Raw genomic sequence first — 13,911 nt, 5'->3', positions numbered from 1 at the left:
AGGATGTCAGGGAAGCGGCTCTAGCGTTCCGCCATGCCCTTCACGGAGAAACTCCTGACCGTGCCGCCGCCGATCGAGGTGGCGGGCCGGTGGATCAAGCGCTATCACGTCACCGCCGACCCGGAGGGCATCGCGCCCGAGGTGGAGAAGGCGGCGTACGCGCTCCTGCCCGAGCTGCTGCCGGAGCCGGACGGCACCCCGCCGGCGACATTCGTCGTGCTGCACCGGGGCGGTGACGACGGCGCCTATCTGAACGCGTACAGCTGGGTGTGGGACAACGTCCTGCACTTCGGCGGCGCGGCGGCGGGCCAGCCGGTCCTCGGCTGCCCGGACCGCGACCCCACGCACTTCGTCAGGCCCGGCATGCCGTGGATCGGCTGTGTCTGGGAGCTGCCGCCGATCCTGCACGAACGCGACGCCTGGGTACGGCACATGCTCGCCCCGGACGTCCCCGACCTCGACGCCTATCTGGCCGACCGTCTGCCCGAGGGAACCACTGGAGACCGCTCATGAGCAGCCCGCACGACTTCGACTTCTTCCACGGCACCTGGAACGTGCTGCACCGCCGCCGCACCGGCTTCCTCGACCCCGGCAGCGACTGGGAGGAGTTCCCGGGCCGGAGCGAGTGCCGGCCGCTGTTCGACGGGGCCGCGAACATCGACGAGATGGACGTGCCGCACCTGGGCGCGAAGGGGCTGACGCTGCGGCTGTTCGACCCGGTCCGCGAGGAGTGGTCGCTGAACTGGGCGTCCAGCCGCAGCGGGACCCTCTCCCCGCCGGTCTTCGGCCGTTTCCAGGGCCCGAGGGGCGAGTTCCAGGGCGACGACACCTACGACGGCGAGGACGTGCGCGTGCGGTTCGTCTGGTCGGGCATCTCCCCGGCCACCGCCCGCTGGGAACAGGCGTTCTCCGTGGACGGTGGAGAGACCTGGGTGACCAACTGGATCATGGAGTTCACCCGGACGCGAGCCCCCCTCACGGCTTCCGGAACGCCCGGAGCGTGAAGAACGGGTCGGGGCGGGGTCTGTCCTGGTCGGGGAGTTCCCCCAGCCGGGTGGCGAAGCCGTCGGCGAGCGGGTGACCGGGCGGCAGGGTGACGAACCAGCCGCGCCGCAGGTCGGCGACCGCACGGCGCGGGCTGCGGCCCTGACCGTGTCCGCGGAAGCGGGCCTGCCCGGCCGGGACCAGGCCGTGGCCGGCGGCGTAGGACTCGACGTCCGCCGCCGCGTCCTGGACCGGGCTGGGCGGGCGGGAGGACAGGACGACATCGATGTCACTGCCCACGTTGTGGGAGGCGGCCTTGTCGACCGTGGTGACGTAGACGCCGCCGGGTCGCAGCACCCGCGCGCACTCGCCGATGATGGTCCGGACGTCGGCGGGCCCGGCGGCCAGGTGCAGCAGCCACACGCTGCACACGGCGTCGAACTCGCCGTCCCGGAAGGGCAGCCGGCGGCTGTCGCCGAGCACCACGGCACCGGGCAGCCGGGCGGTGGCCTGCCGGGCCATCGCCGGGGCGAGGTCCACGCCGGTCACCCGCATGCCCTCGCGCGCGGCCGCGAGCCGGCGGGTCACGATGCCGGTGCCGCAGGCGACGTCGAGCAGGCTGCGCGTGTCCGGCGGCACGAGACCCAGCACCGCCGCCGCGGCGGCGGCCGCCCTGGGCTCGCCGCCGCGCGAGGCGTCGTACCGCTCCGCTTCCTTGTCGTAGTCGAGCACCCGGTCAGTGTGCCCCGTGCCCGGGCGCCAGGTCCTCCACCCTGCGGGCGAGCTCGAAGTCCTTCTCGGTGACGGCGCCGCCCGCGCTGTGGGTGTGCACGGACAGGGACACCGAGTTGTAGCCGAGCGTGAGGTCGGAGTGGTGGTCGAGCTCCTCCTGGACCTGGGCGATGTGCACGACCATCGCCGTCGCCGCGAAGTGCGAGCCGAGCCGGTAGGAGCGGGTGAGGCGGTCCCCGTCGAGCGACCAGCCCGGCAGCTCGGCCAGCCGGTCCTCGACCTCCTTCTGCGACAGCGGTTCGACGGGCATGGGCAGCGCTCCTTCCCTGGCTCCGGTTTCCTCTTCTCCCTCCTCAGCCTGCCACAGCGGGGCGTGCGAGGCCCTGGTCGGAGCGGCGTGCCTGTCCGCCGCGACCGGTTCTCGATTACGGTCCCGGCATGACCACTCATCCGTCCACCACCGACCAGGGCGTGGGGCCGCTGCTGCGGGCCTGGCGGGAGCAGCGCCGGGTCAGCCAGCTGGAGCTGGCCCTGCGCGCGGACTCCTCGGCCCGGCACATCAGCTTCATCGAGACGGGCCGCTCACGGCCCAGCGAGGAGATGGTGCTGCGGCTGGCCGAGCACTTGGACGTGCCCATGCGCGAGCGCAACGCGCTGCTGCTGGCGGCCGGTTACGCCCCGCGCTATCCCGAGACGCCCCTGGGCGACCCGGCGCTGGGCGCGCTGCGCGAGGGCATCGAGCGGCTGATCGGGGGCTACGAGCCGTATCCGGCGCTGGTGGTGGACGCGCTGTACAACGTCGTGGCGGCCAATCGGGGGATCATGACGCTGATCGACGGCGTCTGCGAGACCCTGCTCGAACCGCCGCTGAACGCGATGCGGCTCGCCCTGCACCCGCGGGGCCTGGCGCCGCGCATCCGCAACCTGCGCGCCTGGCGCGGGCACCTGCTGGAGCAGATGGAGCGGCAGATCGCGCTGCACCGCTCCGAGCCGCTGCGGGCGCTGTACGAGGAGGTGGCGGCGTATCCGGTGCCCGCCGCGGATCCGGCGGAGGAGCCCTCGGAGCCGGTGCCGTACTTCGCGCTGCCGCTGCGGATCGAGCACGAGGGGCGGACGCTGTCGTTCATCTCCTCGATCTCCACGTTCAACACACCGATGGACGTGACGGTCGCCGAGCTGGCCATCGAGACGCTGCTCCCGGCCGACCCGGCGACGGTCAAGTACCTTCAGTCGCTCCTGCCCTGACGGGCCCTCAGCGCCGAGTACTGGAGGGCGGCGAACGCGGCCACGACCAGGGACTGGAGCACCGTCCACACGGCGCCCGCCGTGCTCGGCGTGAGCCACAGCGCCAGGGCCACGAGGCTCACGGCCGTCCAGGCGAGGTTGGCCTCCACGACGGCCCGCACGCCGAGCGCCGGCGGCTGCGGGCGGGAGGCCAGCACGCCCACGCCCGCCGCGTAGGCGGTGAGGAACGCGCCCAGGGCGAGCAGCAGCGTGGAGTCCACCCCGAGGAAACGGCCGAGCGGGCCGGAGAACGCGAGGTAGGCGAGCGCGTTGGCGCCGGTCACCGCCGCGTCCAGGGCGAGGAAGAGGCGCAGCGCCGACTGCGGCGCGCTGGTCCGGGCGAGCGTGGCGAGGGGGGTCGCGGACATGGTGCATCACTCTCCGTCAGGTCGTGGTGCGGCGGCAGGTACCCGCGTCCCGGGCCGGAGTGCGCCGGCCCGGAACCCGGTGCGTTCACGATCCCGTCCCGGGCGCGCCCGGTCGATTACCCCCGGGGTAATGCCCCGGCGACACGTCCGTTTCCCGCGATCTTCTCGCCCGCGGCCCTGTGGAACCGACGTCGGAACGTGACAGACTGATCGCAGGCTTGGGCACGTTGGGGAGGCGTGGCGTGAGTGAACGGCGGGCCGCACCGACCGTGGGCCAGGTGGTGCTGGGCAAGAGGTTGCAGGAGCTGCGCGAGGCCGCGGGCCTCAGCCGTGACGAGGCCGCCCGGGTGCTGCGCGTCGCCCCGGCGACGGTCCGGCGGATGGAGACCGCCGACGTGGCGCTCAAGATCCCGTACGTGCAGATCCTGCTGACCGCCTACGGCGTGCCCGAGGACGAGGTGACCGCGTTCGTCGAGCTCGCCGAGGAGGCCAACCGGCCGGGCTGGTGGCAGCGGTTCCACGACGTGCTGCCGGAGTGGTTCAGCCTGTACGTGAGTCTGGAGGGCGCCGCCCGGATCATCCGGTCCTACGAGCCGCACTTCGTGCCGGGGCTGTTGCAGACCGAGGGGTACGCGCGTGCGGTCCTGAAGGCCGGCACCATCGGCAACTCCGGGCCGGAGGCCGTGGAGCGGCACGTGTCGCTGCGCATGGAGCGCCAGCGGCTGCTGGAGCGGCCCAACCCGCCGCACCTGTGGGTGATCATGGACGAGACGGTGCTGCGGCGCCCGGTGAGCATCGACGGCCAGGTGATGCGGGACCAGCTCGACAAGCTTCTGGAGTACTCCGAGCGGGACCGCGTCACGCTCCAGATCGCCGAGTTCAAGGACGGCCCGCACCCGGGGACGTACGCGCCGTTCTCCCTGTTCCGCTTCGCCGAGCCCGAACTGCCCGACATGGTCTTCACCGAGTACCTGACCGGCGCGCTCTACCTCGACTCGCGCAAGGAGGTCTCCGCGCATCTGGAGGTCCTCGACCACATGACGGCGGGTGCCGCCTCCACGCAGCGCACGGAGAAGCTCCTTCGGGAGTACCGCGAGACCTACTGAGCTTCAGCGCCGGGCCGGCCGTGACAGCCACAGCGCGACCGCCTCCGAGATCGGCTGCCCGGTCTCCAGTTCCACGAAGCCGAACTGGCCGCTCTGGTTGCACTCGAGGAACCACCAGAAGCCGTCCTCGTCCTCGGCGAAGTCGAAAGCGGCGTACGCCAGTCCGGCCCTGTCGAGGTAGTCGTGCACCGACTTGCGGATGCGGTCGGGCACCGGCACCGGCTCCCAGGTGTGCTCGGTGTCGCCGTAGCGTCCGTCGACCTGGTCCGGTTCTGCCGTCTTCCGTGCGGCGAACAGGCTGCTGCTGACGCAGGTCAGACGAATGTCCGCACGCTTGGGGACGTACCGCTGCAACAGCGCGGGCCCGGCCGCGACACCCGAGAAGTCCGAGTCGGGTCCGATCAGGGTGGTGGGCAGGGCCAGCGGGGGCTCACCGGGGGGTGGCCCCGAGGCGGACTTCACCACCACCTCCCCGTACTCCTCGGCGAACTGCCGTGCCAGCCGCGGGAAGGTGGTGACGACGGTCGGTGGTACGGCGAAACCGCTGAGCTGAGCGGCCCTCAACTGCCACGGCTTCAGGCGGGCCCGGTCGGCGTCGCGTGGGTGGTTCATCCATCGCGCGGAGGCGGAGTAGAGCATGCCGAACAGCGCCTGGCGGGTCTCGGCAGTCAACCACGGGGAGGGCTCAGCCGCGTGTGCGGCCGGCTCGCCGGGTCTGCGCACCCATACCGATCGCAGACCCCCCATGCTGACCACATGTCCGTTCGCCGACAGGAGGCCCTCGAAGTCGCCCCGGGTGTAGTGGGCGGACAGCACGGTGTCGTTCGGCAGGTCGGCGGGGTCCAGCCGCATGACGGGCACCGCCGCCTCGTGCAGCTTGGTCACCACCATGTCGGCGGTGACGTCTTCCTTGGACGTGAGGATCAGTACGGTCATGGGGACGGGTCGTCAGTCGTCGAAGTGCGTCTTGGAACCGGCGGTGGATGCCGTCGTACCGACCACCAGGAGGAGGTCCGGGTCACTGACGGCCGGGCGGCCGTCGGGAAGCACGTTCAGCTGGAGCGACTCGTCGAAGCGGTAGGGCGTCACGGCCGTGGGACGTGACCTGGGGCGGGCGTAGTTGAGGGTGAACGGTCGCACTCGGTACCTCCGGGTCTCATCCACACCGTCGGCATCAACGGCGTGCAATTTCTTCACTACTTACACACCGAAAGAGGCGCCGGAATCGTCACAGGGACATGCGGGAGTGCGGCGACACCTCCCAGGAGGTGTCGTCACACTCCCTAGCCCTTGCCCCCGTCCGCCGGGCCGTTGCCGGGGTTCCCGTTGCCCGGCGTGCTGCCGCCCTTCCCGACCGTGCCCGCGCCTTCGGGGGGCCTGCCCGGGACGCCGGACCTGCTCGGCGCGGTCGTCGGCCGGGCCAGCCGCGCCGCGCAGTACCCGTCGACCTCGTCCTCTCCGCCCGCCGCCGCGACGAGCCGCTGCCATGCCGTCGCGTCGAGCGTCCTGCCGCGGTCCTCGACTCGTTCGAATGCCCGGCAGTGAGCCTCGGTGTCCTGTGCGGAGGGCGAGCCGTCGCGCCGTCCCGGGACGCCGGAGGAGGCCGACGAGGACTCGTCTCCCGGCCGGGCGGGGGTGAGCACCGAGGGGTGCGTCCCCTCCCCGGTACCGCTCACCGACGAATCGTTCGAACCGATGGCCCCGACCGCGACACCGCCCAGAGCGATGCTGGTGAACACGGCGGCGGCCGTCGTCTTCACCGGGTGCCCGGTACGCCGCCGCGCGGGAAGCCGCCAGTCGTCCCGGTACCGGGTACGCGCCCGGTGCTCTCCCGTGTCGCGGGCGGTCCGGAAGGCTGCCACGGCCCGGCGCTCGGCTTCGGGGTCGGGATCCCCCGCGAGCAGGGCGGCGACGAGGACGGTGTGCAGCGCGGTGTCGTCCCGCGGATCCCACGGGCCGGCCACGGCCTCGCCGGGGCACACGCGTCGACGGCCTGTGATTCCGTCGCGGCTCAACCGATCACCCATGTCCGTTGTCCGTTCCTGCCTGAGCTGTTCGATGAGTCCGGCATGCCGGTGTGTGATGCCGGGGTGTCCGACCACTGACGTCGCCGTGACGGATGTCGATCCTCCGGCGTCCGGGAAGCTTCGTCCGTCACCCCCTCGGCGGCCTCCGTCCCGAGGCGCAGTTGGCGGGCGAGGCGTTTCAGCCCCCGGTGCGTGGCGGTGCGCACCGCGCCGGGGCGCTTGCCGAGGACGCGCGCGGCCGCGGGGCCGTCCAGGCCGACGATGACGCGCAGGAGCACGGCCTCGGCCTGGTCCCGCGGCAGCCCTCGGACCAGGTCCAGTGCCCGCTCGGTGGAGACGGCCTCCAGCGCCTAGTCATGGGTGCTGTGCGGGCCGGGCAGGTCCAGTACGTCCTGCCCGATCGCCCCGGGCCGGGGTCGCGCGCGCTGGCGGCGCACATGGTCCAGTGCCCGGTGCCGGGCGATGGTGGCCGTCCAACCGCGGAAACCCGCCCCGTCCCCCTTGAACCGTCCGAGGTCCCGGGCGATCTGCAGCCAGGCGTCGGACGCCACGTCCTCCGCGTCGTCGCCGACGAGTCCGCGCAGATAGCCGAGCAGTCCGGGCTGCACCAGCCGGTAGGCGACCGCGAAAGCGGTCTCGTCCCCGTCCTGGGCCCGCGCGACGGCCGCGCCCAGTTCCCCGTCTTGGGCCTGTGCGTAGCTCGGTTTCCGTTCCTGACCCAAGATCGTCCTCGTTCGCACCGGGTTCGTTGCGAGTCTGTGCCGGCCGACGCACCCCGCCCGCCGCGACACCCTCATGGACACAAGCGCGCGACTTCACAGAAGTGTCACCGCGCACCAGATGTCCCTCCCCTCACACCGTGTCCCCCGGCCTCTCTCGGACTCCCGTACGATCCGTCAGCCCGGCTCGTCGATGCTCACCGGCCGGTCGTCGCGCAGCTCGGCGAAGAGCTTGTTCGCCTTCGCCTCGTCCCACGTCAGGGCACTGCTGCCGGCCGTGACGGAGCCGGGGCCGGCCACGGGGACGTTCAACTGCCTGCCGCTGCCACCCGAAACGCTCTTCATCGCCCGGAACAGCGAGAGGAGCGTGGGCAGTTCCATGTCCTTGTCCACCACGAGGGCATCCAGTCCCGCGCTCAGGGCCGGATACGTACGGAACGGGTCGAGCACGACGCCCGGCGCGGCGGCCTTGCGGGCCAGGGCGGAGAGGAACTGGCGCTGGTTCCGGGAGCGCCCCAGATCGCCGTCCGCCTCCTGGTGCCGCTGGCGGACGAAGGCCAGCGCCTGGGAGCCGGTCAGGTTGTGACAGCCCTTCTTCAGCCGCAGTCCCGACTTCGGGTCGTCGATCGTGCGGTCCACGCACATCTCCACGCCACCGACCGCGTCCACGACACCGACGAAACCCCCGAAGCCGATCTCCGCGTAATGGTCGACGCGCAGCCCCGTGTTCCGCTCGACGGTGCGGACGAGCATCGCGGGACCGCCGAGGGAGTAGGCCGCGTTGAGCTTGTTCTTCGCCGCCCGGTGGAACTTGCCGGTGTCCGGGTCGACGTACGAGGGGATGGTCACCCAGGAGTCGCGTGGCAGGCTCACCATCGAGGTGCCGTGGGCGCCGGTGTGCAGGAGCATCATCGAGTCGGTTCGGCTGCCTCCGGCCGTGCCGGTGTGCAGTTCCTTCCTGGCCTGCTCCGACAGGCCGTCCCGGCCGTCCGAGCCCACGATCAGGTAGTTCGTCCCCTTCCCCCGCAGCGGACGGTCCGCGGCCCCGCTCAGATCGACGGACCGGTCGAGCCGGTACTCGGCCCAGGCGCACGTGCCCGCGCCGGTGAGGGCCAGGGCGCACAGCAGTGCCGCCAGCAGGCGCACGGTCCGGCGGGCCCGGCCGGGGCGCTCCCGGGGCGGCCGGGTACTGGTGGTACGGCCACCGCGCTCGGCCTCACGGACCTGGTCCCGGTCCGTCTCGTCGACAGGACTGCCGTACGTCGTCACCTCCGGTTCCGGATACGGAGACGGAGACGGAGACGAAGGCGGACGGGGTGACGGAGACGACCCGAGGCTCGCACCGTCGTGACTGCCGTACGGGTACGGCCCGAGGTCGGAACCGTCGTAGCTTCCGTACGGGTACGGCCCGACGATGTACCCCTCGTACGGCCGGACCGGCTCCTGGAGCGGTGGCGTACCGCCCTGCCACACCGGTCCCGTGATCACCCGAGGCACGTGTGCCTCCCCGGTGTCGTTCCGCCGGCCGGTTCCGGGCCACATGCCCGGCCCGTCGCTCATGGGACGAACCACTCCTTCATCACCTCGATGACAACTGTCGTTCGGCTTCCGGCCTCCTGAGCTGCTGGGTGGCAGCCGTGCCGGAACGCTGCATGCGATGCCACTTGAGCCGGGTGCCGAGCAGCAGGGCGACCACGGACTGGATGACGACCAGGTACATCAGCTGCCGGTAGACGAAGAGCTGGAACGGCATCGACCACAGCACCCGCAGCCGCTCGCCGTCGAGTCTCAGCGCGTAACCGGCACAGGCCAGTTGAACCCCGAGGAAGGCGAGCCACACGCCCGTCGCCTGCACGGGGTCGGCGAAGAGGGCCCCGTACACCGCGAAGAGGTCGACGACCGGTGCCAGCAGCGGCAGGACCACCTGGAAGACGGTCAGATAGCTCAGCCCGCGGCGGGCGAAGCGTCCGGCCGCGCCCACTTCGACGACGGCCCGGCGGTGCTTCCACATCGCCTGCAGGGTGCCGTAGCACCAGCGGTAGCGCTGCCGCCACAACTGCCGCAGCGTGGTGGGGACTTCGGTCCAGGCGACGGCCGACTCCTCGTAGACCACCCGCCAGCCGGCCCGCCACAGGGCCATCGTCAGGTCGGTGTCCTCGGCGAGGGTGTCCTCGCTGACCCCGCCGACGCCCATGAGCGCGTCCCGGCGGAAGGCCCCGATGGCTCCGGGAACCGTCGGCATGCACTCCAGCACCTCGAACATGCGCCGGTCGAGGTTGAAGCCGAAGACGTACTCCAGGTGCTGCCATCTGCCGAGCAGTCCGCGGCGGTTGCCGACCTTGGTGTTGCCGCTGACGGCACCGACGGCCGGATGCGCGAGCGGCTGGACGAGCCGGTACAGGGCGTCGGGCTCGAAAACGGTGTCGGCGTCGACCATCACCACGATGTCGTGGGACGCGTGGGCCAGACCGGTGTTGAGCGCCGCCGCCTTGCCCGAGTTGGGCTGCCGGATCACCCGTACCCGGGGGTCGTCGATCCACGTGGCGAGATCCGCCGTCCGGTCCGTGGAGCCGTCGTCGATCACGACGACCTCGAGGTACGGCTGCGTGGAGGCGAGCAGCGAACGGACGGTGGACTCGATGCCGGCCTCCTCGTTGTAGGCGGGCACGAGCACCGTCACGGGCGCGTTGACCTCCCGCAGCCACGGTGCGCCGGGGCGGGGGCGGGTGAGGCGCCGGACATGGGCGCGAGCGAAGACGGTGAGTGACAGCAGCCGCAGCAGGCCCAGCGCTCCGGCCACGACCAACACCCAGGTCATGATGTGCGTGAAGGTGTTTCCGGTTGCCACGGCCCAGTTGAGGGCCTTGCCCTGCCATCGCTCGGCGGTGGACACCGGGGTGTCCGCAGGCGGCATGCCGACGGCGTCCGTCACGGTGGTGAACCGGTCGGCGTGCGGGTCGTCGAGCAGTTGCTTCGTCTCGTCGTACGCCAGTTCCGTCTGGCTGAACTGCCGGATCAGCCCGTGCGCCGGATCACGGGCCGGACGGTCGGCGGCGACCAGCACATAGCCGTCCGCGGCGGCCTTCCGGGCCGCCTGCCACTCGGCGCCGCACAACGTGTCGACCTCGCTGGTCATCGGCATCCGCAGCAGGTCGGTGCGCACGCCCGCCGTGCCCGCGAGCGTCTTCCGGGTGAGGCCCAGTTCCATCGCGAAGCGGACGCGCGACGACGAACCGAGGTCGGCTCCCGTGTAGGTGTTCGAGCCGATCTCGTGGCCCTCGTCGAGGATGCGCCGGATGAGGTCCGGGTGGCGTGCCGCCTGGGCGCCGAACACGAAGAAGGTGGCGTGCGCGTGGTGCTCGCGCAGCAGATCCAGCAGGCGGGGTGTCCACTCGGGATCGGGTCCGCCGTCGTAGGTGAGGGCGACGGTGCGCGCGGGCGCCGCGGCGGACGACACCTCGTCCCCGTCGATGGCGCGCAGGACTGGGCCGCTCTCGTCCACGGACCTCGGCGCCGGCTCGGTGCACGGGCGGCGCGTCTTGGCGGCGTCCACCTCGTGAACGGTCCAGCCCTCGAAGAGCAGGATGGCGAAGATGACGGGCAGGGTCAGAGCGAGCAGCCGCCAGTGTCCGCGGGGGTCGCGCGAACGGGCGTGCCGGCGATGTGCCGAGCGGCTCACGCAGCCGCCCCGGGTATGGCGTTAATCACAGGTGAGCCGGGGCGGGTTTCGCGGAGGCCGACGACCGTGGTGACCGCTGCGCGAGCGGCGGACCGGGGCAGAACCTGGACGGGGCGAGCGGTACCGCCTCGCCGGACCGCTGCCGCCCGGCGTCTCCCCGCGGTGCACGCACGGCTCTGTCCGCGCCCGCTCCCAGGAGTCCGCCCGAGACCGCAGGCATCGGCGCCGCACGTCGGCCGGACCGCGTGGGCGACGGATTCGGCCATGGGCCACGCTGCCTTCACATACAGGTCGGCAACGTCGAGACCCGATGAACGGGCATGAGATTTCTGGTGGTTTGTCTTGTGGTCGTGCTCGTGCATGGGCGGCGAGTGTAGCCACATCCGACGCTCCGGGTGGGCCGGAAACAGGCGGCGCAACGCCCCGAGGCGGGGACGGTGACACTCGGCGCCGCCGGTGCGCTGGACTGAGTGGGTGCGGCGAAGTCTGTCTTCACATCCGGCGCCTCCCGCAACGGTCCTTCGAGTGCCACGTCTCGCCCAAGCGGCGGTTTTCAGCCACTCTGCCCCGGACGGACCCCGCCGACGGGTGTACCTCTCGGCCCGCCCCTAGCGTCGGGATCGCGGGGCGCACGGGAAGGAGGTCCGATGCCCGGATTCGAGGTGCTGTACCAGGCGGCCGCGCTGTGCCTGATGTTCCCCGACGACGACTTCCGCGCCCGGCTGCCGCTGCTGCGCGAAGCCGCCCCGCAGCTACGGGAGTTCGCCGACCACGCGGCGCTCAGCCCACCGCGTGAGCTGGCGGCGCACTACGTCGAGGTCTTCGAGGCGCAGCCGGACCACAGCCTGTATCTCAGCGCCTGGCGCGAGGCGGCACCGACGCCCTCCGAGGAGCTGTACCGTGCGCACGGCCTGGAGACGACCGGCGAGGAACCGCCGGACTTCCTCCCCGCGGTCCTCGAGTGCGCGGCCCGCACCGGCGACACCGGGCTCCTGACGGACCACCGCGACGGTCTGGACCGGCTCCGCTCCAGGCTCACCCGCTTCGGCACGCCGTACGCGACCGTCCTGGACGCGGTGTGCGTGACCCTGCCGCGCGACGCGCCGGGACGCTAGCTCCCCTCGTCACCTAAGCGGCGCCGCCCTTCTCGTCCCGCCGGTCCTTCTCCTCGTCCACGATCTCCGCGTCGACGACTCCCTCCTCTTCCCCTTCCTCGTGCCGGGCGCCGGAGGATTCGTCGGTGGGTGTCTGCTGGGCCTGGGCGTACATGGCCTGGCCCATCTTCTGGCTGACCGAGGCGAGTTTCTCGACGCCGGTGCGCAGGGCGGCGGTGTCCGCCTGCTGTTCCAGCTGTCCCTTCACTTCGGTGATGGCCGACTCGACCTCGCTCTTGGTGTCGGCCGGGATCTTGTCGCCGTTGTCGCGGAGGAACTTCTCGGTCTGGTAGACGAGTTGCTCGGCCTGGTTGCGGGTCTCGGCGGCCTCGCGGCGCTTGCGGTCCTCCTCCGCGTACTGCTCGGCCTCGCGCATCATGCGGTCGATGTCGTCCTTGGGCAGGGCCGAGCCGCCGGTGACGGTCATCTTCTGCTCGCGGCCGGTCGCCAGGTCCTTGGCGGAGACGTGCATGATGCCGTTGGCGTCGATGTCGAAGGCCACCTCGATCTGCGGCACACCGCGCGGCGCCGGCGGCAGGCCCGTCAGGTCGAAGACGCCGAGCTTCTTGTTGTACGCGGCGATCTCCCGCTCGCCCTGGTAGACCTGGATGCCGACCGAGGGCTGGTTGTCGGCGGCCGTGGTGAAGATCTCCGAACGCCGGGTGGGAATCGTCGTGTTGCGTTCGATGAGCTTCGTCATGATGCCGCCCTTGGTCTCGATGCCCAGGGACAGCGGCGTGACGTCGAGCAGCAGTACGTCCTTGACGTCGCCGCGCATGACACCGGCCTGGAGCGCGGCACCGAGGGCCACGACCTCGTCCTGGTTGACGCCCTTGTGCGGTTCCTTGCCGGTGAGTTCCTTGACCAGGTCGGTCACCGCGGGCATCCGGGTCGAGCCGCCGACCAGGATCACGTGGTCGACCGCGGAGAGCTTCACACCGGCGTCCTGGACCGCCTGGTGGAAAGGCGCCTTGCAGCGGTCGAGCAGGTCGGCGGTGAGCTCCTGGAACTGGGCCCGGGTCAGCTTCTCGTCCAGGTGCAGCGGCCCCTCGGCGGAGGCCGTGATGTAGGGCAGGTTGATCGTCGTCTCGGTGGAGCTGGACAGCTCGATCTTGGCCTTCTCGGCGCCCTCGCGCAGCCGCTGCACCGCCATCTTGTCGTTGCCCAGGTCGACGCCGTACTGCCCCTTGAAGCGCTTGACCAGGTACTCGACGATCCGCTGGTCCCAGTCGTCGCCGCCGAGGTGGGTGTCGCCGTTGGTGGCCTTCACCTCGATGACGCCCTCGCCCATCTCCAGCAGCGACACGTCGAAGGTGCCGCCGCCGAGGTCGAAGACGAGGACGGTCTGGTCGTTCTCCTTGTCCAGGCCGTACGCCAGCGCCGCCGCCGTCGGCTCGTTGATGATCCGCAGCACCTTCAGGCCCGCGATCTCACCGGCCTCCTTGGTGGCCTGCCGCTGGTTGTCGTCGAAGTACGCCGGGACGGTGATCACCGCGTCGGTGACGTCCTCGCCGAGGTAGGACTCCGCGTCCCGCTTCAGTTTCTGGAGCACGCGCGCGGACAGCTCCTGCGCCCGGTAGCGGGTGCCGTCGATGTCGCCCTGGTCGGGGAAGCGCCAGTGCGCGTCACCCATGTGGCGCTTGACCGAGCGGGCGGTGCGATCCACGTTCGTCACGGCCTGCCGCTTGGCCACCTCCCCGACCAGCACCTCTCCGTTCTTGGCGAACGCCACGACCGAGGGTGTGGTTCTGGCTCCTTCCGCGTTGGCGATGACAGTGGGCTCGCCGCCTTCCAGCACGGCGACCACCGAGTTCGTGGTTCCGAGGTCGATCCCGACCGCACGTCCCATCGCTGTCCC

At 71.4% G+C, this 13,911-nt stretch carries 14 protein-coding genes and 1 pseudogene; 5 read left to right on the top strand and 10 right to left on the bottom strand.

The genetic code is table 11. The annotated features are described in order from the left end of the window. Positions 1-33: 33 nt before the first annotated feature. A complete protein-coding gene (locus ABFX81_RS03900) occupies positions 34-513 on the top strand; it encodes a hypothetical protein (protein ID WP_086850904.1) in 480 nt (159 codons plus the stop codon). After that, positions 510-1,004: a hypothetical protein gene (locus ABFX81_RS03895; RefSeq protein ID WP_086850902.1), complete on the top strand. Its 495-nt coding sequence runs from the start codon at positions 510-512 to the stop codon at positions 1,002-1,004. The genes ABFX81_RS03900 and ABFX81_RS03895 overlap by 4 nt, the downstream gene beginning before the upstream one ends. Here the strand turns inward: ABFX81_RS03895 and ABFX81_RS03890 are convergent. Both ABFX81_RS03890 and ABFX81_RS03885 read right to left on the bottom strand, forming a co-directional pair. Then, on the bottom strand, positions 976-1,716 hold the full coding sequence (locus tag ABFX81_RS03890) for a class I SAM-dependent methyltransferase (RefSeq protein ID WP_346137624.1): 741 nt from the start codon (positions 1,714-1,716) through the stop codon (positions 976-978). The two genes, ABFX81_RS03895 and ABFX81_RS03890, sit on opposite strands and share 29 nt — an antisense overlap. A 4-nt stretch (positions 1,717-1,720) precedes the next feature. Then, positions 1,721-2,026 (bottom strand): 4a-hydroxytetrahydrobiopterin dehydratase, encoded by a 306-nt coding sequence (locus ABFX81_RS03885; protein ID WP_059421762.1) that lies wholly within the window; start codon positions 2,024-2,026, stop codon positions 1,721-1,723. Between the two features lie 128 nt (positions 2,027-2,154). On the opposite strand from ABFX81_RS03885, the gene ABFX81_RS03880 reads away from it, so the two are divergent. Next, positions 2,155-2,961, top strand: a complete 807-nt coding sequence (locus ABFX81_RS03880; protein ID WP_086854244.1) for an MmyB family transcriptional regulator — start codon at positions 2,155-2,157, stop codon at positions 2,959-2,961. Here the strand turns inward: ABFX81_RS03880 and ABFX81_RS03875 are convergent. Beyond that, positions 2,943-3,368 carry a hypothetical protein gene (locus ABFX81_RS03875; protein ID WP_086854243.1) on the bottom strand — a complete coding sequence of 142 codons (426 nt, stop codon included), beginning with the start codon at positions 3,366-3,368 and terminating at the stop codon, positions 2,943-2,945. The genes ABFX81_RS03880 and ABFX81_RS03875 overlap by 19 nt on opposite strands. 242 nt (positions 3,369-3,610) lie before the next feature. Here ABFX81_RS03875 and ABFX81_RS03870 point away from each other — a divergent pair, with 242 nt between their 5' ends. Beyond that, positions 3,611-4,474 (top strand): Scr1 family TA system antitoxin-like transcriptional regulator, encoded by an 864-nt coding sequence (locus tag ABFX81_RS03870; RefSeq protein WP_086854242.1) that lies wholly within the window; start codon positions 3,611-3,613, stop codon positions 4,472-4,474. A gap of 3 nt (positions 4,475-4,477) precedes the next feature. On the opposite strand, the gene tgmB is transcribed toward ABFX81_RS03870, so the two are convergent. The 6 genes and pseudogenes from tgmB to ABFX81_RS03840 form a co-directional block, all read right to left on the bottom strand. Further along, complete coding sequence (gene tgmB / locus ABFX81_RS03865; protein WP_346137623.1) at positions 4,478-5,410, bottom strand: ATP-grasp ribosomal peptide maturase; 933 nt, start codon at positions 5,408-5,410, stop codon at positions 4,478-4,480. A gap of 12 nt (positions 5,411-5,422) precedes the next feature. Beyond that, the gene (tgmA, locus tag ABFX81_RS03860; RefSeq protein ID WP_086854117.1) at positions 5,423-5,614 is read right to left on the bottom strand and encodes a putative ATP-grasp-modified RiPP; all 192 of its coding nucleotides are present in this window, start codon (positions 5,612-5,614) and stop codon (positions 5,423-5,425) included. A gap of 143 nt (positions 5,615-5,757) precedes the next feature. Next, positions 5,758-6,501 carry a hypothetical protein gene (locus ABFX81_RS03855; protein WP_346137784.1) on the bottom strand — a complete coding sequence of 248 codons (744 nt, stop codon included), beginning with the start codon at positions 6,499-6,501 and terminating at the stop codon, positions 5,758-5,760. Next, positions 6,486-7,193 (bottom strand): annotated as a pseudogene (locus tag ABFX81_RS03850) (RNA polymerase sigma factor); the annotation flags it as partial. The pseudogene ABFX81_RS03850 and the gene ABFX81_RS03855, both read right to left, overlap by 16 nt. A 204-nt stretch (positions 7,194-7,397) precedes the next feature. Continuing rightward, positions 7,398-8,780, bottom strand: a complete 1,383-nt coding sequence (locus ABFX81_RS03845; RefSeq protein WP_346137622.1) for an LCP family protein — start codon at positions 8,778-8,780, stop codon at positions 7,398-7,400. Positions 8,781-8,799: 19 nt separating this feature from the next. Continuing rightward, a complete protein-coding gene (locus ABFX81_RS03840) occupies positions 8,800-10,899 on the bottom strand; it encodes a glycosyltransferase (protein ID WP_086854120.1) in 2,100 nt (699 codons plus the stop codon). Positions 10,900-11,546: 647 nt separating this feature from the next. Here ABFX81_RS03840 and ABFX81_RS03835 point away from each other — a divergent pair. Then, a complete protein-coding gene (locus ABFX81_RS03835; RefSeq protein WP_086854121.1) occupies positions 11,547-12,014 on the top strand; it encodes a molecular chaperone TorD family protein in 468 nt (155 codons plus the stop codon). Between the two features lie 13 nt (positions 12,015-12,027). Here ABFX81_RS03835 and dnaK read toward each other — a convergent pair whose 3' ends face one another. Further along, entirely contained in the window at positions 12,028-13,902 is a 1,875-nt protein-coding gene (gene dnaK / locus ABFX81_RS03830; protein ID WP_086854122.1) for a molecular chaperone DnaK, read from the bottom strand. Positions 13,903-13,911: the final 9 nt, after the last annotated feature.

This window comes from Streptomyces coeruleofuscus, assembly GCF_039532725.1.
Lineage (GTDB): Bacteria > Actinomycetota > Actinomycetes > Streptomycetales > Streptomycetaceae > Streptomyces > Streptomyces coeruleofuscus.
The sequence above is the reverse complement of the archived record's forward strand: the minus strand, read 5'-3'. Positions and strand labels throughout refer to the sequence as shown.

Bases quoted from the DNA above. Each gene is read 5' to 3' on its own strand.
- ABFX81_RS03900 (WP_086850904.1), top strand. From the start codon at position 34: ATGCCCTTCACGGAGAAACTCCTGACCGTGCCGCCGCCGATCGAGGTG.
- ABFX81_RS03895 (WP_086850902.1), top strand. From the start codon at position 510: ATGAGCAGCCCGCACGACTTCGACTTCTTCCACGGCACCTGGAACGTG.
- ABFX81_RS03885 (WP_059421762.1), bottom strand. From the start codon at position 2,026: ATGCCCGTCGAACCGCTGTCGCAGAAGGAGGTCGAGGACCGGCTGGCC.
- ABFX81_RS03880 (WP_086854244.1), top strand. From the start codon at position 2,155: ATGACCACTCATCCGTCCACCACCGACCAGGGCGTGGGGCCGCTGCTG.
- ABFX81_RS03875 (WP_086854243.1), bottom strand. From the start codon at position 3,368: ATGTCCGCGACCCCCCTCGCCACGCTCGCCCGGACCAGCGCGCCGCAG.
- tgmB (WP_346137623.1), bottom strand. From the start codon at position 5,410: ATGACCGTACTGATCCTCACGTCCAAGGAAGACGTCACCGCCGACATG.
- ABFX81_RS03855 (WP_346137784.1), bottom strand. From the start codon at position 6,501: ATGGGTGATCGGTTGAGCCGCGACGGAATCACAGGCCGTCGACGCGTG.
- ABFX81_RS03845 (WP_346137622.1), bottom strand. From the start codon at position 8,780: ATGAGCGACGGGCCGGGCATGTGGCCCGGAACCGGCCGGCGGAACGAC.
- ABFX81_RS03835 (WP_086854121.1), top strand. From the start codon at position 11,547: ATGCCCGGATTCGAGGTGCTGTACCAGGCGGCCGCGCTGTGCCTGATG.
- dnaK (WP_086854122.1), bottom strand. From the start codon at position 13,902: ATGGGACGTGCGGTCGGGATCGACCTCGGAACCACGAACTCGGTGGTC.